This window comes from Novosphingobium anseongense (genome assembly GCF_037482895.1).
GTDB classification, from domain to species: Bacteria; Pseudomonadota; Alphaproteobacteria; order Sphingomonadales; family Sphingomonadaceae; genus Novosphingobium; species Novosphingobium anseongense.
In genome coordinates this window covers 233,860-254,846 of the sequence record NZ_JBBHJZ010000001.1, presented here as the reverse complement: position 1 = coordinate 254,846, position 20,987 = coordinate 233,860, and the positions used below count along the sequence as shown (strand labels likewise).

Here is a 20,987-nt window from a genome sequence, read left to right as displayed (position 1 = left end):
CATGGGCTGGTGGATCGGCCGGGCGATCGTCTGGTTCCTCGCGATCAGCGTCGGCCTGACGATCCTATATCGTTTCGTCCCGCCGCCGGTGACCCTGACGATGCTGCTCGATCCCAACGGCTTCGAGAAGGACTGGGAGCCGCTTAGCCGGATCGACCGCGACATGGTCGCCGCCGTGATCGCCGGCGAGGACGGCAAGTTCTGCACGCACAACGGCTTCGATCGCGCCGCGATCGAGCAGGCGATGGAGCGCAACGCCGCTACAAGAGCAAAGGGGGGGGGCCGCATCCGCGGCGGCTCGACGATCAGCCAGCAGGCCGCGAAAAACGTGTTCCTCTGGCAGGGCACGGGCTGGACACGCTATTTGCGCAAGGGCTTCGAGACCTGGTTCACCTTCCTGATCGAGACGATCTGGGGCAAGCGGCGGATCATGGAGGTGTACCTCAACGTCGCCGAGACCGGGATCGGCACCTATGGCGTAGAGGCCGGTGCCCAGCGCTATTACCGCCATTCGGCCGCCAAGCTCTCGCCGGTCGAGGCCGCACGCATCGCCGCCGCGCTCCCCAGCCCCAAGCGCCGTGCCGTGACCAACGCGACCGGCTTCACCCGCCGTCACGGCAATACGATCGCCCGGCGCAGCGGCGTCGTACGCAATTCGGCGCTCGACGGCTGCGTCTACGATTGACCTTCGACGGTATGGGGAGTGGATATTCCGTAGACGCGATTGCGATAGGCCTGCGCAATCCCGAGTACCGCGAGAACCGTCCCGGCCGGATTGAGAAAGACCTGCCACGAGAGCACATCGTTCGGAGTATAGTTCTTGGGCGTGAGCACCCAGCAGGCTCCGAGTAGGATCGGCCAGAACGCCGGATCTTCACGCCGCAGAATAAGCAATGGCACCAAGAAAATCAGCAAGTGATAATCGCCGAACACCGCCGTAGACAGCGCGCAGGCAGCCATCGCCAAGAAACATGACGCCGCATAGCTCAGTCGATTGCGCCACAACCATGCGAGCACGAGCGGCAAGAGCCCGGCAAGCATGCAGAGCACTACTGCCCTCCCGGTAACTGGAAGCACATGGCGCAGCGCACCCCAGAGCGATGACCCGTACTCCGTGCCGAAACGGCCGAGCGTATAGGTATCGTTGTAGAGTTGCAGGCCGCGGAGCCAAGATTGCAGCGTATAGGCAGGGTATATCACGTTATCGATCGCTAGGCTGCCGAAGCCGAGTACGACGCCCACGATGAAGGTCCGCGCCACGAATGCGAAGGTCGCCCGGTCCCAAGCCAGAAGCGGCAGGACGATCACCGCCACGTTGGGACGAATGTTCACCGCGACCGCGATGAGCATCGTCGCCAGCCAGTCCTGCCGCTTTCGGAGAAGCGCGACGGCCAGGCAGATCGCGGTGATAGCGGAGAACAGATTGCCGCGATCGAGCATGAGCAAGAGCGGATAGTTGGCTAGAGCCAGACCTAGGGCATAGGGACGCGCCTCCGCGTCCGCATGGCGATGACACACGCTGGCCCAGATCAGAACGCATAGGCTCGCGAAGATCATGTAAAGCACTATCGGATCGATCAGGCTGAACAATGGCCTGACCGCCAGCGTCAGCAGCACGGTTTCGGGCATGTTGTGAAAATGCCCATGGACGCGCGCGAAGATTTCGATGTCGCTTTGGAAATGCGCGATGAGTTCGGGATAGAACGAAGGGGCGAGCGCACCTCCGGGGAACGACATGGTATGTTTGACGAAATCGGCAAGCCGATCGGTCTCGTAAAACAGGATGCGTCCGTTGCCGCCAAGCCACAGCCGCACGATCAATCCGTTGACGACCAACCCCGCGACCACAAGCGCGAGCGCGATGCGCAAGGCATAACCGCGATCCGGGGTCGATGCGCCAATCGAAGTCACAGATCGACCGCCTTCAGCGTGAACGAACCGTCGGTTTCGCCGATGCCAAAGCTCTTGATGCGCACCAGCACCTGGCCGTTGCCACGCGCGGTGAAGTTCAGCTTTTCGGTGCCGGTCGTGCCGCTGTCCTGCGACTTGATCTCGGTGAAGCCGGCATCGGCGCTGCTGCCGCCGTCCTCGGGCTCGACCGGGTTGGGCACGCCGATCGCGACCACGCCGTCGTATTCGGCGGTCAGCTCGAGCCGGTAGCTCTTCCCCGCCACGACCGGGAGCGCATAGACCACCACCGCATCGCCATCGGCGAGCTTGCCCGAAACCGCAGCGCCGGCACGCAGAGCGATCGGCGGCGGCGGCGGCTTGGGAGCGGTCGTCGGCTCGAGCGAGAGTTCGAACTCGCCTGGTTCGTCGGACAGCGAATCGACCTGGACGTAATAGGTGCCCGTGCTCGGCAGCTTGCGGCGGATCACCGGGTTCAGCCCATCGCTGTCGTCGTTCTCGGCGACGACAGCATAGTTGCCCTCGCGATCGGGTGCGGCGAGCCGCAGCAGCGTGTCCTTCTCCGAGGTCGACTTGAGTTCGACCCACTGGCCGGCGCTGCCGGAGAAGGAGAAGACCATCGGCGTCCCCGACGAGGTGATGCCCTTCTGCGCGCGGCCCAGGCTTGCCGAGACGACCGGCTGCGCGATCGTCCCGCCTTCGCGGCGGCGCACGAGAATCTCGCGGGCATCGCCGCTGGCGGCGACCGAAACGAGATAGGTCCCGGCAGCGGTCGCATAGAAGCGCAGGCGCTGGCCGTCTTCGGTATTGGTCAGACTGCCGCCCTTGACGAAGACTTCGCCCGGCTGCGGCGCGAGCACGTTGCCCTTGGCATCACAGAGTCGGATGGTCTGGACCACGGGCGTCGCGGCGGCATCGCCATGATCGTGCTCGTCCTCGTCATCGCCGGCGGTGGCCTTCGCCGCGAGCGAGGCGATGTCGACGATCACCCCTTCGCGCACGCCGAGCTCGAGCGTGAAATTGCGCGCCGGCCCCGGTTCGACCCGTGCGACCGTTCCCACGGTCAGGGGCTTTGCGCCGGCCGTGCCGCACGTCGCGGCCTGCGCCTGCGCCAGAGGTGCGAGAGCGGCGGCGGCGAGGAACAGCGCGCCGCGCGTGAGGCGAATGGAATTCATGGCAGGAAGGTCTCCCGAGACAGGATGATGGGTGCGCCCGTTTGTCCGGAAGATAAGCACATGCGCTGCGACGCGCCTATGAGAAAAAGGTCCAAAAAAAGGGAGGGAACTCGCGTCCCCTCCCTCCGTTTTTCGTGGTTCGCGCGTGGCTTAGAAGCTGATGCGCGCGCCGATACGGATCGAGTAGAGCGACGAACCGTTGGTGGTGACGAGTTCGTCGGCCAGCACGGTATCGGTGCTCGGCGCCGAATAACGGTACTGTGCGCAGGCGTTGGTTCCCGCAGCGACACAATCCGCACGCGCGACGATCTTGCGATACGGGAAGCTGTTGCGCAGCTGCTGGCCCCACTTGCTGTTGAGGAAGTTGGTGAAGTTTTCGATGTCACCGAAGATCGAGAACTTCGCGCCGAGCGGAAGCGGCAGTTCCTGCTCGAGGTGGAGATCGACGCGCGTGAAGGCCTTCGAGCGGAAGGCGTTACGCGGCGCGATCTGACCGCGATAGTCCTTCAGCCCCGAACCCTCGATGATCGTGTTGATGCGCTCCGCGGTGGCAGCGCTGTCGTAGACGACCTTCGAGTCGTTGATCCCGGTCGGTACGTAGAACAGGTAGCGCGAGTTCGAGCCGGCGGTGCCGAACACGTTCGAACGCGTGCTGTTGATGTCCTGCATCACGTAGCTGTACGGCGAACCCGCGCGGGTCGTGCCGAACAGGTCGAGACGGGTCTTGTACTCGCCGAAGAAAGCGCGCTCGAACGACAGGTTGTAGCGGAACGCCCAGCGGACTTCGTCATTCGAGTGGCCGGGGCCACCGAAGTTCGCGTCCAGGTTCGCACCGTTGCCGTAGATCGAGCCGGCCTGCGACGAGGTCAGCGCGCCCGCGTCACGCACGTCCTGGTAGGTGAAGGCACCGCCCAGCGTGAGACCGAAGTCCCAGCTCTTCTCGGCGCGTGCAACGCCGATCCAGCCACGACCGTAGTCGGTGTTGGTCAGCAGCAGATCCTGCCCCGAGTCGTTGAGCGGCAGGCCGTTCGTGCCCAGAATCTTGTTCTGGTAACGCTGGCGACCGTCGGGCGTGAACGAACCCGCGATCGGGATCGAACGCAGATCGGTGACGATCACCTGGCTGCGGACCTTCGAATACAGCACGTCCGCACCGAACCGCCAATTGTCGCCGAGCGGGCCGAGGTTGGCATCGTAGTCGACCGACAGGGTGGCGCGGAACTGGTTCGCCATCTTGAAGTTCGGATCGATCGCATTGATCGAGGTCGGGATGTTCGGATTGGCCGTCAGGCCTGCGGCCTGCGCCTGGAGCGCCGTGTTGGCCGCACCGGGGAGCGTGGTGAACGACGGATTGGTGAGGATCGAAACCGCCGTGGGGTTCGACGTCGTTCCTGCGCTGTTGAGCTGGAAGATGCCGCCATCGGTCTGACGCGCTGAGATCGAGGTGTTGATCACGCCGGTGTTCGAGAACGAGTTGCCGATGTAGACGTCGGGCGAACCGCCGCCGAAGATGCCACCGCCACCGCGGACGGTGAGGCGCGGCGTGGCCTTCCAGGTGAAGCCGAAGCGCGGCTGGAACAAGCCGATGCCCGAGATCGACGAGTTGTTGCCGAAGCCGTAGCGGTTGACGAAGTTCGGGTTCAGCGCGGGATTGTCGCTCGAACCGAACAGGTCGTAGCGAACGCCGGCGGTCACCGTCAGCTGATCGTTGACGCGCCAATCGTCCTGCAGACCGAAGGTGAAGGCATCGTACTGGAAGTTGACCGCAGCATCATCGGGATTGAGCGAACCGGCGTTGTTGTAGCTGAACGACTGCGCAACACCGTTCTGGAAGTCCTGGATGCTGTCGAAGTAGTAGGTACCCGCCGACGGATTGACGAACAGATTGAACGACTTGGTGTGGTTCCACTCCGCGAGCGCGCGGAAGTTGTGGTTGCCCGCCTTCAGCTTGGCCGAGACCGAGCCGCCCCACGAACGGATGCGCAGGACGTTCGACTGGCTGGGACCGCCCGCGCCGAGAACGAACTGCGGCGTGCCGGTGCCGGTGCCGCAGACCGTGCTGGTGGTCGTCGTGACGGCACCGCCGGTGCGCGGAGCCGAGACCGGATCGGCGCAGACCGAGAACTGCGCCGTGCGGCCCATCAGCGGGAACTGGCCGCTGTCGTAGGTCTTGTAGAGCGCGCGCGCTTCGGTTGAGAAGGTTTCCGACCAGTCGGAGTTCCAGTTGAGGATACCGGCCTTGAGCGTGTTCGGCTTGCGGTAGGCGTTCGATTCCAGGCCGAGGTCGCGCGTGCCCGAGGTCGTGCTGACGTTGAGCTGGTCCTTGGTGTAAAGACCGGTCAGCGAGACGCGCTGCGTTTCCGAAAGGTTGGCGTCGAGCTTGGCGACCACGCGGTCGTCCTTGTCACCGTCGCTGCGCAGGATGCCGCCCGGATCGAAACCGTAGCGATTCTTGGCAATGTCGGTGATCTGCTGAAGCTGGGCATTGGTCGCGCCGATGACCGGCGTACCCGCGTTGTCTTCCTGCGTGCCGAAGGCCACCGGACGCGCGGCGCGGACGCGCTCTGCCGCGATCATGAAGAACAGCTTGTCCTTGATGATCGGACCCGAGAGCTGCGCACCGAAATCCTTCGAGGTGAAGTTCGGCTGGACGATGCGACCGGTGGTGTTGAGGATGTAAGGCTTGGTCCGCTTGCCGGTCAGTTCGTCCGAACTGAAGGTGAAGAACGCCGTACCCTGCCACTCGTTGGTGCCCGACTTGAGGATCGCGTTCGAGACGCCACCCTGGAAGAAGCCTTCGCGGATGTCGTAAGGCGCGACCTTGGTCTCGAACTGGCCGATCGCATCGAGCGGAACGGGGCCGCGACGCGAGGGGAGCGCGTCGGGGTTGAGGCCGAAGCTGTCGGTGATCGGCACGCCGTCGACCGTGAAGCGGTTGAAGCGCGGGTTCTGGCCGGCGAAGGATACCTGGCGGCCCGTGGTCTGGCTGGTGTCGAGCACGGCAAAGGGATCGCGCGCGGCGATGTCGCGGATGTCGCGATTGACCGAAGCGATCTTCGAGATGGCCGCGGCGTCGAGCACGTTGACCGGACCGGCCGAAAGGTTGCCGGCACCGCGAATGCGCGTGGCCTGGACGACGATTTCCTGCTCACCGCCGGCGAGCTCTTCCGACGAGAGGTTGATCGGCAGGTCGAAGGTCTGGCCGACGACGGTGTAGATGTCGGTCACCGTGGTAACCTTGCCGTCCGTACCCGTGACCTTGACGCTGTAGGGACCGCCCGGACGCAGACCGCTGGCCGAGAAGCTGCCGTCGTTGCCCGTCGTCGCCGATGAGGTCGTGCCGCTGGCAACGTGCTCGATCGAGACCGAAGCACCGACGACCGGGCTTCCCGCGCTCGTTACCGAACCACGAATCGACGAAGTCGTTTCCTGCGCCGCAACCGGCGTCGCGAGCGCGACCGCAAGCGTCAAGCTGGCCGCAGTGGCGGCAAGGAAATGTCTGAAATGCATAGCGAAACTGTCCCCTGTCGTGGCGCCGCCCCTCGCCCGGGCGCGGCAACAAATTTGGACCTAGAGCACCCCTCCCGGCGCTTCCCCGCACGCATTAAGATTGCGTTCACAGGTCTGTAGCCGCCCTAGACACGCGATATGTGACAATTTGCTGACAAGCTAGAAGGTAAGGCCACCTGTTCCGCAGCGCAGCGTCGGCCGCGCGAAGAATCTTTCGCACTGCGGCAAAAGCGCCACAGTCCTGACGTCACGCGCCCGCCGATTGCCGCTGCGGGTAGCATATGCAAAAACGCCCCATGGACGCGGCGCACGATCATCACCATCACGCCGGGCATGTCCATGGCCACGGGCATTCCCACGGTCACGGCCATGCGCACGGCACGCCGGGAGGCGCGAGCTTCGCGATCGCCGTCGGGCTCAATCTCGTCTTCGTCGTGGCGGAGGTCGCGGCTGGCCTGATCAGCGGCTCTATGGCGCTGATCGCCGATGCCGGACACAATCTGTCCGACGTGCTCTCGCTGTTGCTCGCCTGGGGCGCGAGCGTGCTTTCAGCGCGGCCGCCGTCCGAACGCTTCACCTATGGTCTCAAGAGTTCGTCGATCCTCGCGGCAATCGCCAATGCCGCGCTGCTTTGGGTCGCGCTGGGCGCGATCCTGGTCGAGACCTTGCGGCGCTTCACCGATCCCGCACCGATCGAAGGCGGCACGATGATCATCGTCGCGGCAATCGGCATCCTCATCAACGGCGCCAGCGCGCTGCTGTTCGCCGCGGGCAGCAAGACCGACCTCAACCTGCGCGCGGCCTTCCTTCACCTGCTAGCCGACGCCGCGGTCTCGGCGGGCGTCGTCGTCGCGGGGATCGGCATCATGCTGACCGGCGCGGGCTGGATCGATCCGGTGACCTCGTTGGTGATCACCCTCGTGATCGCCTGGGGTTCCTGGGGGCTGCTGCGCGAGGCCGTGCGGATGGGCCTTCTGGCCGTGCCCGAGGGCATCGATCAGGCCAAGGTCCGCCTGTTCCTCGAAAGCCAGCCCGGCGTTACCGCGGTCCACGACCTACACATCTGGCCGATGAGCACGACCGAGAACGCGATCACCGCGCATCTCGTCATGCCCGGCGGCTTTCCGGGCGACCGCTTCCTCCACGACCTCGCGCACCGGCTCGAGCACGACTTCGGCATCGGCCACCCGACCTTTCAGGTCGAGACGCTGTCCGACACCGGTTGCGCGCTGGAAAGCGAAGCCGTGGTCTAGAGCCCGCTCAGCCCGGCACGAACTCGTGCCGCGCGCCGAGGAAGTCATCGGGCTCGATCGCGAAGCCGGGCGAAACGCAGCCCTCGCCCGTCTGGCGCAGCTTGAGCTTATCGAAATGCGCGCGCGCGTGCGCCTCCTCGGCCACCTGCCAGACAAGTGCATAGATGCCATTCTGGGTCTTGCCCAGGAAGGCGCCGAGCGGCCCGCCCCCCACATCGTCGGGCTGGATGAAAGCGACACGCGCATCCCCGATCTGGAGCAGCACGCGCCGCGCCGGCTGCGGCAGTTCGGTACGTGCGTCGGAGAGGACCTCACCGTCGACCACTTCGGTGAAGAAGCGCACGGCCTTGTCGATCTCCTGCGTGACGCAGGCGATGTGATCGAGCCGCAGGACGCCGCTGGCGTGACCGGTGCCGACCTGCTCGCCCCAGCCGCCGATACGATCGTAGGGATCGTTGGGCATCGCCGTCTCGCAAACCTCGAGCAGCACGCCGCCGGTCGATTCGGGCTTCACGAAGAAGAACACGCCATAGTCGCTGGCGACGGTCGCGCCGGCATCGCGAAAGGCCTGGCTGGCCGCCTTGCCGTCCTCGACCTTGAGTTCGAACGAGTGGAACGCCTGGCCGATCTTGCTGGCCATGCGCGCATAGGGCTTGCTCATGTCCTCGGGGTTACGCGGCGCCATCGGCTCGACCATGTGGTTGGCGACGTAGAGCAGCGCGCAGTCGCGGTCCTCGGCGGGGAAGTAGTTCTCGGCAAAGACGAGACCGCCCAGCGCATCCTGATAAAGCAGCCGGCAGGCGTAGATGTCGGTCGTTGCGTGGATCGTATGGATGATCCGTGGAACGTGGATACGGCTGTCGGACATGCGTGGCTCTCCCAATCTTGTCGAGAGAGTAGGAGCGTTCGATTGGACGGCACAAGCCCAGGCCCATCACCGGGGCGCTATGTCCTCGCGCGCAAACAAAATGCCGCCCGCCAAACGGCGGACGGCATCCTGAATTTCCGTGAAAGAGTGGCTGGCTTAGGCCGCCTCTTCCTTGCCTTTGAGCACGCGGATCGGTTCCTTGGTGCCCGCGACCACGTCCTTGTCGACGACGACTTCGGCAATGCCGTCCTCGGTCGGCAGGTCGAACATCGTGTCGAGCAGGATGCCCTCGACGATCGAGCGCAGGCCGCGCGCACCGGTCTTGCGCTCGATCGCCTTGTTGGCGATCGCCTCGAGCGCGTCGTCGGTGAAGGTCAGCGAAACGTCCTCGAGCTCGAAGAGCTTCTGGTACTGCTTGACCAGCGCGTTCTTCGGTTCGCGCAGGATCTTGACCAGCGCCTCGATGTCGAGATCTTCCAGGGTCGCGATAACCGGCAGACGACCGACGAATTCGGGGATCAGGCCGAACTTGAGCAGATCCTCGGGCTCCGACTTCTGGAGCAGTTCGCCGACACGACGCTTGTCGGGATCGGCGACATGGGCGCCAAAGCCGATCGAACGCTTCTGCAGACGATCCGAGATGATCTTGTCGAGACCTGCGAAGGCGCCGCCGCAGATGAACAGGATGTTGGTCGTGTCGACCTGCAGGAATTCCTGCTGGGGATGCTTGCGGCCGCCCTGCGGCGGGACCGAGGCGGTGGTGCCTTCCATCAGCTTGAGCAGCGCCTGCTGCACGCCCTCGCCCGAAACGTCGCGCGTGATCGACGGGTTTTCAGCCTTGCGGCTGATCTTGTCGATCTCGTCGATGTAGACGATGCCGTGCTGCGCCTTCTCGACGTTGTAGTCCGAGGCCTGGAGCAGCTTGAGGATGATGTTCTCGACGTCCTCACCCACGTAACCGGCTTCGGTCAGCGTCGTGGCGTCGGCCATCGTGAAGGGCACGTCGAAGGTCTTGGCGAGCGTCTGCGCGAGCAGGGTCTTGCCCGAACCGGTCGGGCCGACGAGCAGGATGTTCGACTTCGACAGCTCGACGTCGCCGCCCTTGCCGCTGTGCTTGAGACGCTTGTAGTGGTTGTGCACGGCGACCGAGAGCACGCGCTTGGCGCGGTCCTGGCCGATCACATAATCGTTGAGAGTCTCGAAGATGTCGCGCGGCGACGGTACGCCGCCGTCCTTCTTGCCGGCGATGCCAGCCTTCGTTTCCTCACGGATGATGTCATTGCACAGCTCGACGCATTCATCGCAGATGAACACGGTGGGGCCGGCAATCAGCTTGCGCACTTCGTGCTGCGACTTCCCGCAGAAGCTGCAGTAGAGAGTGCTTTTTGCGTCGGATCCGCTCAGTTTCGTCATGCTTTATCCCACAGTCCCACCGATAGATTTCGGGGGACGGACTCACCAAATTTAGCCCCATGGGCCGAATAATCAATCCTGCCCTATAACAGGCAAAGCTTGCCCGGGGCTGAAACGCCAGGGTTAAACCTTTCGTCCAGCCCCGAACGCATTAGTCCTTGGTACCGTTCCCGGCGGGTTCACCGCCTTCGGGGCGAGTCTCGAACACCTTGTCGACGAGGCCGAACGCCCTGGCTTCTTCGGCTTCGAGGAAGGTGTCGCGATCCATCGCCTTCTCGATCTCCTCTAGGGTTCGACCGGTATACTTCTCGTAAAGCGCGTTGAGGCGCTTGCGGATACGCAGGATCTCGCGCGCCTGGATCTCGATGTCAGAGGCCATGCCGCGGGCACCGCCCGAGGGCTGGTGCACCATGATGCGTGCGTTCGGCAACGCGATGCGCATGCCCGGCTCGCCGGCGGCGAGGAGGAACGACCCCATCGAGGCGGCCTGGCCGATGCAGACGGTCGAGACGCGCGGCTTGATGTACTGCATGGTGTCGTGGATCGCCATGCCGGCGGTCACCACGCCGCCCGGCGAGTTGATGTACATCGAGATGTCCTTCGACGGATTTTCCGATTCGAGGAACAGCAGCTGGGCGACGATCAGCGAGGCCATGCCGTCCTCGACCTCGCCGGTTACGAAGACGATGCGCTCGCGCAGCAGGCGGCTGAAGATGTCGAAGCTGCGCTCACCGCGGCTGGTCTGCTCGACCACCATCGGCACGAGCGCGCCGGTCACGGGGTCGTGGCTGAATTTTCCTTGGGCGCTATTGTGGCCGAACAGGTCGATCATGGAAGTCCTCATTGCTTTGGCTCGCCTATGTCGCGTGCCACGGCGCGATGTTCAAGGGCGTTAACGGATCGATCGGTAGAGCGACGCGGCGTTGCTCAATCCCTTGGAAATGGACGAGAGCGCCGCGGTCACTTTTGGACACATACCGGACACGATTCCGTACCGCCAGCGCCACGGAAGCTCCATCGAAGCGCAACAGGCCGCTCCTACACCCCCGCTCGCTGCACTGCACAACGACATGGGGGTATTTCGTGCGCCATTCCAAGATCATCTATCTGCTTGCTTCGACGGCATTCCTGGCCCAGCCGGCCTTTGCTGACGAAGTCGCCGCCGACGCCGCCACCGAGGCCGAGTCGGGCGACATCGTCGTGTTCGGCCAAGGCGAGACCCGCCAGGTCCAGCAGGTCGACGCCAAGCAGATCCAGATCCTCACCCCAGGTTCGAGCCCGATCCGCGCGATCGAGAAGCTGCCCAGCGTCAACATCCAGGCCTCGGACCCCTTCGGCACCTACGAATGGTCGACCCGCGTCACCATCCGCAGCTTCACGCAGGACAAGCTCGGCTTCAATCTCGACGGCATCCCGCTCGGCGACATGCAGTACGGCAACCACAACGGCCTCCACGTCAGCCGCGCGATCAGCTCGGAGAACATCGGCTCGACCCGCGTCGCGCAGGGCGCCGGCGCGATCGACACCCAGGCGACCAACAACCTGGGCGGCACGGTCGAATACTTCTCGATGGATCCGCTCGATCACTTCGCGGTCGACTCCAGCCTCACCTATGGCACGACCGAGACCTTTCGCGCCTTCGCTCGCGTCAATGTCGGCAGCACCGACGGCTTCCGCGGCTACGTGTCCTACGGCTTCGCCACGACCGACAAGTACAAGGGTGATGGCCGCCAGAAGCAGCACATCGTCAATGCGAAGGCAGTGATGCCGGTCGGCGACGGCCAGATCGACGGCTGGTTCTCCTATTCGGACCGCCGCGAGCAGGACTATCAGGACATGTCGCTCGATATGCTCGCGCGGCTCGGCTACGATTTCGACAACGTCTCGGACAATTACGCGCTCGCGGTCCAGCTCGCCGACATCGCCAACAACATCGACGCGAACAAGGACGGGAAGTCGGACATCACCGGCTTCGCGCCCAGCAATCCGGCCGCAGGAACGCGCTTCCCCGGCCAGATCACCTCGCTCGACGACGCCTATTACGACGCCGCCGGCCTGCGCAAGGACACCCTCGCCTCGCTCGGCTACAAAACGCCGATCGGCGAGGACGCCAACGTCGCGATCAAGGGCTACTACCACCGCAACACGGGCATGGGTCTCTGGGGCACGCCCTATACGCAGAGCCCGACGGGTGCGCCGATCTCGGTCCGCACCACCGAATACGACATCCAGCGCTACGGCGTCTTCGCCTCGGCCGACTTCAAGCTCGGCTTCAACGCCATCAAGCTCGGCGGCTGGTACGAGCACAACGACTTCAACCAGGCCCGCCGCTTCTACGCGCTGGCCAGCCGCACCGATCCCGGCTTCTCGTTCCAAGACTACCCGAAGAATCCCTTCGCCACGCAGTGGGATTTCGATTTCACCACCAAGACCGTCCAGTATTTCGTCCAGGACACGATCGAACTCGACCGACTGAAGATCGACCTCGGCTGGAAGGGCTACAAGGTCACCAACGAGGCCGTCGCGATCGTCAAGGGCGTGTTCCCCGAAGGTCGCTTCAAGACCGAGGACTGGTTCCAGCCGAGCGTCGGCGCGGTCTTCAACCTCGACGATCACGCTGAAGTCTTCGCCAGCTTCGCCCAGGCCACGCGCGCCTTCCCGTCGGTCAACGGCTCGATCTGGGGCACGACCCAGGCGGGCTTCGACGCGATCAAGGACACGATCAAGCCCGAGACCTCGAACACCTTCGAGCTCGGCTTCCGCTACAACACCTCGCGCTTCAAGGGCGTGCTCGGCGCCTACTACGTCGACTTCAAGAACCGTCTGCTCGGCGTGTCGAGCGGGCCGGGCATCCAGGGCAATCCCTCGGTGCTGCAGAACGTCGGCTCGGTCCGCTCGATCGGCATCGAAGCCGCGGGTGATCTCAAGCTCACCGACACGCTCGGTATCTATGCCTCGTACACCTACACCGACGCGACCTATCGCGACGACGTGTTCGACCGCGCCGGCGTGCTCGTCGCGGCGATCCAGGGAAGCACCGTGGTCGATACGCCCAAGCACATGGCGCACGGCGAGGTGAACTACGATGACGGCGGCCTCTTCGCCCGCGTCGCGGTCAATTACATGTCCAAGCGCTACTTCACCTATACCAATGATCTGCGCGCGCCCGGCGACGGTCTCGGCTTCGTGCCGGGCCGGGCGATTGTCGACGCGACGCTCGGCTATCGCCTCAACGAGAACATCGAGGTCCAGATCAATGCCTCGAACCTGCTCGACAAGCGCTACGTCGGCACGATCGGCTCCAACGGCTACGGCAATATCGGCGACAACCAGACGCTTCTGGTCGCCGCACCGCAGCAGGTGTTTGGCACGGTCAAGGTGACGTTCTGATGCGCGCCGCGCTGCTCCTCGCCGCCGGCCTGGCGGTCTCGACACCCGCCCTGGCCGAACCGGTCCTGCTGATCTCGATCGACGGGCTGCGCCCCGGCGACGTGATCGAGGCGGAGCAGCGCGGCCTCAGGATTCCCAACCTCAGAAGGTTCGTCACGGAGGGCGCCTATGCGACGGGGGTCGTAGGCGTCCTCCCCACCGTGACCTATCCGAGCCACACCACCCTGGTGACGGGCGCCAGCCCGGCGAAACACGGCATCGTCAGCAACAACACCTTCGATCCTAGGCAGATCAACCAGGGCGGCTGGTACTGGTATGCCAGCGACATCAAGGTTCCGACATTGTGGTCGGCCGCCGGCGCTGCAGGCAAGAGCGTCGGCTCGATCCACTGGCCGGTCAGCGTCGCCGCGACGGGCGTGACCTGGAACCTGCCGCAGATCTGGCGGACCGGCCATGCCGACGACGTGAAGCTCGTCGCCGCTCTGTCGACGCCAGGTCTCGTCCCCGAGCTCGAACGCGCGACGGGCGAGGCCTATGCTGCAGGCATCGACGAGAGCATCGACGGCGACGAGAAGCGCGGCCGCTTCGCGATCAAGCTGATCGAGGCGCACAAGCCCGAATTCCTCACCGTCTACTACACGGCGCTCGACCACGAGCAGCACGCCCAGGGCCCCGGCACCCCGCAGGCCCATGCCGTGCTCGAACGGATCGACGCGGTGATCGGCAAAGTCATCGCGGCCGAGCTCGCTGCCCATCCCGATGCCGTGATCGCGGTCGCCAGCGACCACGGCTTCGAGACGATATCGCGCGAGACCAGTCTCCATCGCCCCTTCATCGACGCCGGCCTGATCACGCTCGACGACAAGGGCGCGATCAAGGCCTGGGACGCCGTGCCCTGGATCGCCGGCGGCTCGGCCGCCGTCGTGCTCGCCCGTCCCGACGATGCGGCTCTGCAGGCCAAGGTTGCCAAGCTGCTGGCCGATCTCAAGGCCGATCCGACCAACGGCATCGCCGCGGTGATCGGCAAGGACGAGATCGCGCGGATGGGCGGCAATCCCGAGGCCACGTTCTACGTGAACATGATGCCCGACGCGACGCTGGCCGGCTTCGCCGGCGCCTCGGCACCGCTGCGCGGCACGCCCAAGTATCACGGCACCCACGGCTATTTTCCGCAGGCGAAGAATCTTCGCTCGACCTTCCTGATCATGGGCAAGGGCGTGCCCGCGGGCCGCTCGCTCGGGGAGATCGACATGCGCGCGATCGCGCCGACGCTCGCGCAAGTGCTCGGGGTCGAACTCGGCGGCGCGGAAGTGTCGGCGATCCGGTTCGACGCAGCGCGCAAGTAATCGATCTCGCCCGCTTTCGCGGGGGCGGCGAATGGGGTTAGCATGATGGCATGATCAGACATGTCCGCAGCGCCGTCCTCGCCCTGCTCGCCCTTCCTGCCGCGCCCTCGCTGGCCAACGACAGCTCGGCCGCGATCGGCATCGGCGGGCTGGAGCTGACGCGCAACGACGCGATCTCGATGGACTCGGAGGACCTCTACCTCTCAACCGAGGAAGTGCGCGTCCGCTATCGCTTCACCAATCGCTCGCCGCGCGACGTCGAGACGCTGGTTTCGTTTCCGGTGCCGCACCTGCCCGGCGGCATCGATGGCTATCTCGGCGACCGCTCGCTGCCCGACTTTCGCGAAGACCTGAAGTTCCGCACAACGATCGACGGCAAGCCGGTCCAGCTCGACTATGTCGAAAAGCTCGAGATCGCCGGCCGCGACGTCACCGCACGGATCACGCAGCTCGGCTGGCCGCGGCTCTGGAATCCCGTCGATTACGACGACAACCTCGCCTTCGTCGAGAAGCTGAGCGAGGCCGAACGCCAGGCTTATATCCGTGAGGGTCTGCTCCGTCGCCAGGACGACGTCGTCCTGCCCGCCTGGAACCTCGTCACCCACGTCACCCGCCGCCAGGTCTTTCCCGCAGGCAAGACGGTCGAAGTGACGCATCGCTACGTCCCGCTCGCCGGCGGCTCGGTCGGCGGCGCGCTCGATCCCGAGTACCGTCGCGATACCGCGGCCGACTACACCAAGCGTTACTGCACCGATCGCAATTTCTACGCCGGGATCGACCGCCGCCTCGGCACCCGGCCACCCGGCGAGCGCCCCGGTTATTTCGAGCGCTGGCTCGGGTATATCCTGAGCTCTGGCGCCAACTGGCGCGGGCCGATCGGCGATTTCCGACTGGTGATCGACAAGGGCAAGCCCGACAACCTCGTCAGCTTCTGCAAGGACGGCGTAAAGAAGATCTCGCCGACCCAGTTCGAGGTGCGCAAGATGCAGTTCGAGCCCAAGGGCGACATCGACGTGCTCATCGTCGAATGGGCGCCCTGAGCACCGCATAAGAAAACGGCCCGGCGCGCTGAGCGCACCGGGCCGTTTCGTTTCCGTAAACCGGAAGATCAGTCCTTGGCAGCAGCCTTCTTGGCGGCCGGCTTCTTGGCAGGCGCCTTCTTGGGAGCTTCCTCGGCAGCAGCCTCGTCCTTGGGCGCTGCAGCCTTCTTGGCCGGAGCCTTCTTGGGCTTGGCCTCTTCGGCAGGCGCTTCCTCGGCCTTCGGCGCAGCCTTGGCCTTCTTGGCAGCCGGAGCAGCAGCCTCGGCATCGTCGGCCTTGGCCTTCTTCGCCGCGGGCTTCTTGGCCGGCTTGTGATCGTGATCGTGGTTGCAGTCCGGACCATGGACGTGACCGTCTTCCTCGGCCTCGATCGCGGCCTGAAGCTCTTCCTTGGTCACTTCGCGCTCGGCGACTTCGGCCTTGTCGAACAGGAAGTCGACGACCTTGTCCTCATAGAGCGGCGCGCGCAGCTGGGCAGCCGCGAGCGGGTCCTGCTGGACGTATTCGTAGAAGCGCTGGCGATCCTCGGGGCGATACTGCTGCGCGGCCTGCGCGAGCAGCATCTGCATTTCCTGCTGGCTGACCTCGACGCCGTTGGTCTGGCCGATTTCCGACAGAAGCAGGCCCAGACGCACGCGGCGCTCGGCGATCTTCTTGTAATCGTCCTTCTCGGCTTCGATTTCCTTCAGCGCGGCCTCGGGGTCTTCCTCGTGGCCGGCTTCGTGGGTCAGCTGCGCCCAGATCTGCTGGAATTCGGCTTCGACCATCGAAGGCGGAACCTCGAAATCGTGACCGGCGGCAAGCTGATCGAGCAGCGAGCGCTTCATCGCCGTGCGGGTCAGACCCGCGGTCTGTTGCTCGAGCTGGCCGCGCAGCAGGCCCTTGAGCTGCTCAAGGCTCTCGAGGCCCAGGTTCTTGGCGAGCTCGTCGTTGATTTCCTGCTCACCGGCGACCTTCACGGCGTGGACCTTGATGTCGAAGGTCGCGGCCTTGCCGGCCAGGTTCTTCGCGCCATAGTCCTCGGGGAAGGTCACGTTGATGACCGTCTCGTCACCGACCTTGAGGCCGACGAGCTGCTCCTCGAAGCCCGGGATCAGGCGACCCGAACCCAGCTCGATCGGCTGGTTCTCGGCCTTGCCGCCGTCGAACTCGACGCCATCGACCTTGCCGAGGAAGTCGACCACGACCTGGTCGCCGTCTTCGGCCTTCTTGCCCTTCTTGGCGTCGGTGAAGCTCTTCTGCTGGCCGGCGAAGCGCGCGACCTCGGCATCGACCTCTTCGTCGCTCACCGGAACGACCAGCTTCTCGAGCTTGAGGCCGTCGACCGAAGGCGTTTCGATCTGCGGCAGCACTTCGAGGCTGACGGTCAGTTCGGCGTCCTTGCCTTCTTCATAGCCATCGCCGAGCGAAACGTCGGGCTGCATCGCCGGACGCAGCTTCTGGTCGGCGACGAGCTTGTCCATCGCTTCGCGGATCGACGTGTTCAGCGCGTCCTGGTGAAGCTGCGGACCGTGCATCTTCTTGACGAGGTTCGCCGGAACCTTGCCAGGGCGGAAGCCCGGCATGCGCAGCTGCGGCGCGATCTTCTTGACCTCGCCCTCGATGCGCGCGGTGATGTCCTTGGCCGAAATCTTGACCGTATAGGCCCGCTTCAAACCCTCGTTGGCGGTCTCGACAATCTGCATAGCTCTGGAAGCCTTCCACTCTCAATACGGCATCGCTGGGTCAGGGGCGAGGCACTGGTGCGGGCGAAGGGACTCGAACCCCCACATCTTTCGATACTGGTACCTAAAACCAGCGCGTCTACCAGTTCCGCCACGCCCGCATTTCGACGAAGCCTAAAATTCAGGCGACGGCCCTTATAAGCACTGGGACAAAAGGGCAAGCGCCGCGGGAACTGTGGACCTCCTGCGAGGGTTTTTACGGGAAAGAAAGGCAAATCCATGGCCACGCAACCCGAATTCACCCCCGACACGATCGATCCCCAGTCGCCCGATGAAAGTCCCCCGCAGCAGGAGCCCGAGCCCGGTTTCCAGCCCGATACGCCAGAAGAGACCCCGCCGCTCCAGCCCGACGTCGACAATCCCGACCGTAGCCCCGACGAAACGCCGCCGCCGCTTTAGGTTCCGTCCCAGTCATGCGGCGAAGCTAGGCGCAGGGCCGTGGGAATCGTATGGATGCTGAACCAATTCAGCTACGGCGAGACCCATGACCACGATCACTTTCGAGCCCGTCAAACCGCACATCGGCAGCCGCGTCCACGTCGACAAGGCGCGGCTTTGCGAGCCCGAAGTGGTCCAGGCCGTGCGCGACGCGATGGAGCAGCGCGGCGTGCTCGTGTTTCCCGAACTGCATCTGACCGATGCCGAGCAACTGGCCTTCACCGATGCCTTCGGTCAGCGGCTGAACTACACCAGCGCTGCGATCGAGGATTCGGCCAAGCGGGACGAGGCGACCGACGTCTACAAGATCGCACTCGGCAAAGGCGCGACGCTCGCGCCCGAATTCGTCTACGCGACCTGGTTCTGGCATACCGACGGCGTTACCGTCGATCAGCCGCTGCCCAAGGCGACGATGCTGTCGGCGCGCAAGCTCTCGCCCACCGGCGGCCAGACCGAATTCGCCAATACCTTCGCCGCCTGGTCTTTCCTTCCCGACGCCGAACAGGCCGCGATCGCCGACCTCAAGGTGATCCACCGGCTCGAGGCGGCGATGCGCCACGTCTTCCGCGAGATTCCCGAGGACCGCCTCGCGCGTTTCCGTCAGGCGCCCGAAATGGTCGTGCCACTGGTCTGGACCCAGCCCGACGGCCGCCAGTCGCTCGTGCTCGGCTCCCACGCCGACGAGGTCATCGGCATGTCCTACGTCGCCGGTCGCTCGCTCATCGAGCGGCTGATCGAATGGGCTGCCCAGCCCGAGTTCGCCTATAGCCACGACTGGCGGGAGGGCGACTTCGTGATCTGGAACAACCACGGCGTCATGCACCGAGTCGTACCCTACGACGAGGAATCGGGCCGCAACATGCACCGCACCTCGATCATGGGCGACCTTCGCTTGGGGCGCCCGGTGGAGGTGCTCGCGACGGCCTGAGGGGAAACGAGTTCAGGTGGCGAGAAATTACAGTGCCGAATGTGCGGCGCGCTTGCCGCGACGAATCAATCCAACTCCAGCAGCCGCGCCGCGCGCGCCAAGAGCGACAGGTCGCCCTTGATCGGCTGCCGCGCGCCCGGTGCCGGGCACTCCAGGCAATAGGCCTGCACGCCTCGCGTGCCGACGAGGCGCTCGGCCCCGGCCAGCGCATGGCCAACTAGGCCGAGCTGACGTTGGGCCAGCGCCGCGGCGAAATCGCGCGCTTCGGCCGGCGGGGCGCTGTCGTCATCGTGGCCGCCGAGCCGCTGCAACAGCGAGGTCCACTGATCGGGCGTGTCGCCGAGATAGACCGCGTGCCATTCGCTGAGCTTGGCTGCCTTGGCCGCATAGGCCAGCGCTTCGTCGAGCCCGCCGAAGGCATCGACGAGGCCGTTCTGGCGGGCCGTCCCGCCATCCCAGACGCGCCCCTGTCCGATCGCGTCGACCTCTTCCGGGGTCTTGCGCCGCGCCGCGCCGACAAGACCGATGAAGCGGCCGTAGCTGCTCTCGACATTGGCCTGAAGCATGGCCGAGACGTCGGCTGAGAGACCGCCGACCGGATCGGGCTGGCCCGACAAGGGCGTGGTCTTCACCCCGTCCGCGGACACGCCCCATTCGGACAGCGCGCGTTCGAAGCTGGGAATGACGGCGAAAACGCCGATCGAGCCGGTGATCGTGCCCGGCTCGGCAAAGATGCGCTCGGCCGGAGTTGCGACCCAATAGCCGCCGCTGGCCGCCAGATTGGCCATCGACACGACGATCGGGATCTTCCGCGCCTTGTAGCGCTGGATGGCCGCGCGAATCTGCTCGGCGCCGGTGATCGTGCCTCCGGGCGAATCGACGCGCACGACGAGTGCGGCGAAGTCCTTTTTCTGCGCCTCGTCGAGCAGCTTGGCGATACGCTCGCCGCCGGCCGTGCCAGGCCCCGCATCGCCGTCGACGATCTCGCCGGCGATCGTCACGACGCCGATCGCCTTGCCCGGCTGCTGGACCTTGTTGGCCGCGAGCCAGGTCTTGAGCGGGGTATGCGCGAAATGACCCGGCCCCGGATCGAGCTTGTTCTGGCCGACGATCTGCGCGACGCGCTGGCCGAATTCGACCTCGTCACCGAGCTTGTCGACGAGCCCCGCCGCCAAGGCCGCCTTGGCGACGTCGCCGCCCGAGGCCCGGACCCAGCCGACCGGATCGCTGCCGACGAGCGCGAGATTGGCCTTCGGCCGTGCCTTCGCGACGTCGGCTTTCCAGTTCTCCCACAGCGCGCCGTAGAGCGCCTGCGCGGCATCGCGCGATTCGGGCGACATGTCGTTGCGGATGAAGGGTTCGACCGCCGACTTGTAGGTGCCGACGCGGAAGACGTGGGCGGTGATCTTCAGCCGTTCGAGCAGGCCGCCGTAGAACAGCTGGTTGCCACCCGGCCCCATGACCAGCGCGCCGCCCAGCGGATTGACCCAGACCTCGCTGGCATGCGCGGCGATCAGCACACCGTCGTCGGCATAGAGCGTCGCATAGGTCAGGATCGGCTTCTTGGCCGCGCGCACCTCGTCCATCGCCTGGCCGATGTCGTGCAGGTGAACGAAACCAGCGCCGGTGAAGCGCGACAGGTCGAAGACCACCGCCTTGATGCGATCGTCCTTCGCCGCGAGCCGCAGCGCGCGGACCACGTCGCGCGCGCGATACTCGCCGGTCGGCGCCTGCCGCGTCACGAGTTGCTGGATCGGATCGCTGACTGCCGGCTCCTCGACGATCGCACCGTCGAGCTTGAGCAGCAACGCGCCGTTCTGGACCTGGCCGATGTTGGGCCGGCTGGTCAGCGCCGCATAGATCGCGAGGAAGAACAGGATCAGGAACAGCAGCGCCAGCCCGTCCTTGATCGCCACCAGCAGCTTCCAGACCTTGCGCGCGAATGCCATGCGGGTTCCTTGTGGGTATTTGCCGAACCTTTCTAGGGATTGGGG

15 protein-coding genes and 1 tRNA gene are annotated in these 20,987 nt (G+C 65.0%); 7 read left to right on the top strand and 9 right to left on the bottom strand.

Translation table 11 applies throughout. The features are described from left to right. The first annotated feature begins 1 nt into the window (after position 1). A complete protein-coding gene (gene mtgA, locus WG901_RS01185) occupies positions 2 to 685 on the top strand; it encodes a monofunctional biosynthetic peptidoglycan transglycosylase (protein ID WP_339586617.1) in 684 nt (227 codons plus the stop codon). Here the strand turns inward: mtgA and WG901_RS01180 are convergent. The 3 genes from WG901_RS01180 to WG901_RS01170 all read right to left on the bottom strand — a co-directional run bounded on the left by WG901_RS01180 (position 676) and on the right by WG901_RS01170 (position 6,593). Beyond that, positions 676 to 1,911 (bottom strand): glycosyltransferase family 87 protein, encoded by a 1,236-nt coding sequence (locus WG901_RS01180; protein WP_339585196.1) that lies wholly within the window; start codon positions 1,909 to 1,911, stop codon positions 676 to 678. The genes mtgA and WG901_RS01180 overlap by 10 nt on opposite strands. Beyond that, complete coding sequence (locus WG901_RS01175; RefSeq protein ID WP_339585195.1) at positions 1,908 to 3,083, bottom strand: PPC domain-containing protein; 1,176 nt, start codon at positions 3,081 to 3,083, stop codon at positions 1,908 to 1,910. The genes WG901_RS01180 and WG901_RS01175 overlap by 4 nt, the downstream gene beginning before the upstream one ends. A gap of 150 nt (positions 3,084 to 3,233) precedes the next feature. Beyond that, positions 3,234 to 6,593 carry a TonB-dependent receptor gene (locus tag WG901_RS01170; RefSeq protein ID WP_339585194.1) on the bottom strand — a complete coding sequence of 1,120 codons (3,360 nt, stop codon included), beginning with the start codon at positions 6,591 to 6,593 and terminating at the stop codon, positions 3,234 to 3,236. A gap of 281 nt (positions 6,594 to 6,874) precedes the next feature. Between WG901_RS01170 and WG901_RS01165 the strand changes: the two genes are divergently transcribed. After that, positions 6,875 to 7,846: a cation diffusion facilitator family transporter gene (locus tag WG901_RS01165; protein ID WP_339585193.1), complete on the top strand. Its 972-nt coding sequence runs from the start codon at positions 6,875 to 6,877 to the stop codon at positions 7,844 to 7,846. A gap of 7 nt (positions 7,847 to 7,853) precedes the next feature. Here WG901_RS01165 and WG901_RS01160 read toward each other — a convergent pair whose 3' ends face one another. From WG901_RS01160 to clpP, 3 genes are all read right to left on the bottom strand, one after another. Then, a complete protein-coding gene (locus WG901_RS01160; RefSeq protein WP_339585192.1) occupies positions 7,854 to 8,714 on the bottom strand; it encodes a VOC family protein in 861 nt (286 codons plus the stop codon). Between the two features lie 156 nt (positions 8,715 to 8,870). Continuing rightward, positions 8,871 to 10,127, bottom strand: a complete 1,257-nt coding sequence (gene clpX / locus WG901_RS01155) for an ATP-dependent Clp protease ATP-binding subunit ClpX (RefSeq protein ID WP_339585191.1) — start codon at positions 10,125 to 10,127, stop codon at positions 8,871 to 8,873. Positions 10,128 to 10,278: 151 nt separating this feature from the next. Next, a complete protein-coding gene (gene clpP, locus WG901_RS01150; RefSeq protein WP_339585190.1) occupies positions 10,279 to 10,959 on the bottom strand; it encodes an ATP-dependent Clp endopeptidase proteolytic subunit ClpP in 681 nt (226 codons plus the stop codon). Between the two features lie 251 nt (positions 10,960 to 11,210). Here clpP and WG901_RS01145 point away from each other — a divergent pair, with 251 nt between their 5' ends. The 3 genes from WG901_RS01145 to WG901_RS01135 are packed head-to-tail and all read left to right on the top strand — an operon-like array spanning position 11,211 to position 15,903. Then, a complete protein-coding gene (locus tag WG901_RS01145; RefSeq protein ID WP_339585189.1) occupies positions 11,211 to 13,517 on the top strand; it encodes a TonB-dependent receptor in 2,307 nt (768 codons plus the stop codon). Next, on the top strand, positions 13,517 to 14,863 hold the full coding sequence (locus WG901_RS01140) for an alkaline phosphatase family protein (RefSeq protein ID WP_417602081.1): 1,347 nt from the start codon (positions 13,517 to 13,519) through the stop codon (positions 14,861 to 14,863). The genes WG901_RS01145 and WG901_RS01140 overlap by 1 nt, the downstream gene beginning before the upstream one ends. A gap of 50 nt (positions 14,864 to 14,913) precedes the next feature. After that, positions 14,914 to 15,903, top strand: a complete 990-nt coding sequence (locus tag WG901_RS01135; protein ID WP_339585188.1) for a DUF4424 family protein — start codon at positions 14,914 to 14,916, stop codon at positions 15,901 to 15,903. A 68-nt stretch (positions 15,904 to 15,971) separates the two neighbouring features. Here the strand turns inward: WG901_RS01135 and tig are convergent, their stop codons facing one another. After that, complete coding sequence (tig, locus tag WG901_RS01130; protein ID WP_339585187.1) at positions 15,972 to 17,588, bottom strand: trigger factor; 1,617 nt, start codon at positions 17,586 to 17,588, stop codon at positions 15,972 to 15,974. A gap of 55 nt (positions 17,589 to 17,643) precedes the next feature. Then, a tRNA-Leu gene (locus tag WG901_RS01125) sits at positions 17,644 to 17,728 on the bottom strand. Between the two features lie 118 nt (positions 17,729 to 17,846). Between WG901_RS01125 and WG901_RS01120 the strand changes: the two genes are divergently transcribed. Beyond that, entirely contained in the window at positions 17,847 to 18,026 is a 180-nt protein-coding gene (locus WG901_RS01120) for a hypothetical protein (protein WP_339585186.1), read from the top strand. An 85-nt stretch (positions 18,027 to 18,111) separates the two neighbouring features. Then, positions 18,112 to 18,993, top strand: coding sequence for a TauD/TfdA dioxygenase family protein (locus WG901_RS01115; RefSeq protein ID WP_339585185.1), 882 nt, complete (start codon positions 18,112 to 18,114; stop codon positions 18,991 to 18,993). Between the two features lie 65 nt (positions 18,994 to 19,058). On the opposite strand, the gene sppA is transcribed toward WG901_RS01115, so the two are convergent. Further along, the gene (sppA, locus tag WG901_RS01110) at positions 19,059 to 20,942 is read right to left on the bottom strand and encodes a signal peptide peptidase SppA (protein WP_339585184.1); all 1,884 of its coding nucleotides are present in this window, start codon (positions 20,940 to 20,942) and stop codon (positions 19,059 to 19,061) included. Positions 20,943 to 20,987 lie beyond the last annotated feature (45 nt).

Coding starts and splice junctions, on each gene's coding strand:
- mtgA (WP_339586617.1), top strand. CDS start 2: ATGGGCTGGTGGATCGGCCGGGCGATCGTCTGGTTCCTCGCGATCAGC.
- WG901_RS01175 (WP_339585195.1), bottom strand. CDS start 3,083: ATGAATTCCATTCGCCTCACGCGCGGCGCGCTGTTCCTCGCCGCCGCC.
- WG901_RS01170 (WP_339585194.1), bottom strand. CDS start 6,593: ATGCATTTCAGACATTTCCTTGCCGCCACTGCGGCCAGCTTGACGCTT.
- WG901_RS01165 (WP_339585193.1), top strand. CDS start 6,875: ATGCAAAAACGCCCCATGGACGCGGCGCACGATCATCACCATCACGCC.
- WG901_RS01160 (WP_339585192.1), bottom strand. CDS start 8,714: ATGTCCGACAGCCGTATCCACGTTCCACGGATCATCCATACGATCCAC.
- clpX (WP_339585191.1), bottom strand. CDS start 10,127: ATGACGAAACTGAGCGGATCCGACGCAAAAAGCACTCTCTACTGCAGC.
- clpP (WP_339585190.1), bottom strand. CDS start 10,959: ATGATCGACCTGTTCGGCCACAATAGCGCCCAAGGAAAATTCAGCCAC.
- WG901_RS01140 (WP_417602081.1), top strand. CDS start 13,517: ATGCGCGCCGCGCTGCTCCTCGCCGCCGGCCTGGCGGTCTCGACACCC.
- WG901_RS01135 (WP_339585188.1), top strand. CDS start 14,914: ATGATCAGACATGTCCGCAGCGCCGTCCTCGCCCTGCTCGCCCTTCCT.
- tig (WP_339585187.1), bottom strand. CDS start 17,588: ATGCAGATTGTCGAGACCGCCAACGAGGGTTTGAAGCGGGCCTATACG.
- WG901_RS01120 (WP_339585186.1), top strand. CDS start 17,847: ATGGCCACGCAACCCGAATTCACCCCCGACACGATCGATCCCCAGTCG.
- WG901_RS01115 (WP_339585185.1), top strand. CDS start 18,112: ATGACCACGATCACTTTCGAGCCCGTCAAACCGCACATCGGCAGCCGC.
- sppA (WP_339585184.1), bottom strand. CDS start 20,942: ATGGCATTCGCGCGCAAGGTCTGGAAGCTGCTGGTGGCGATCAAGGAC.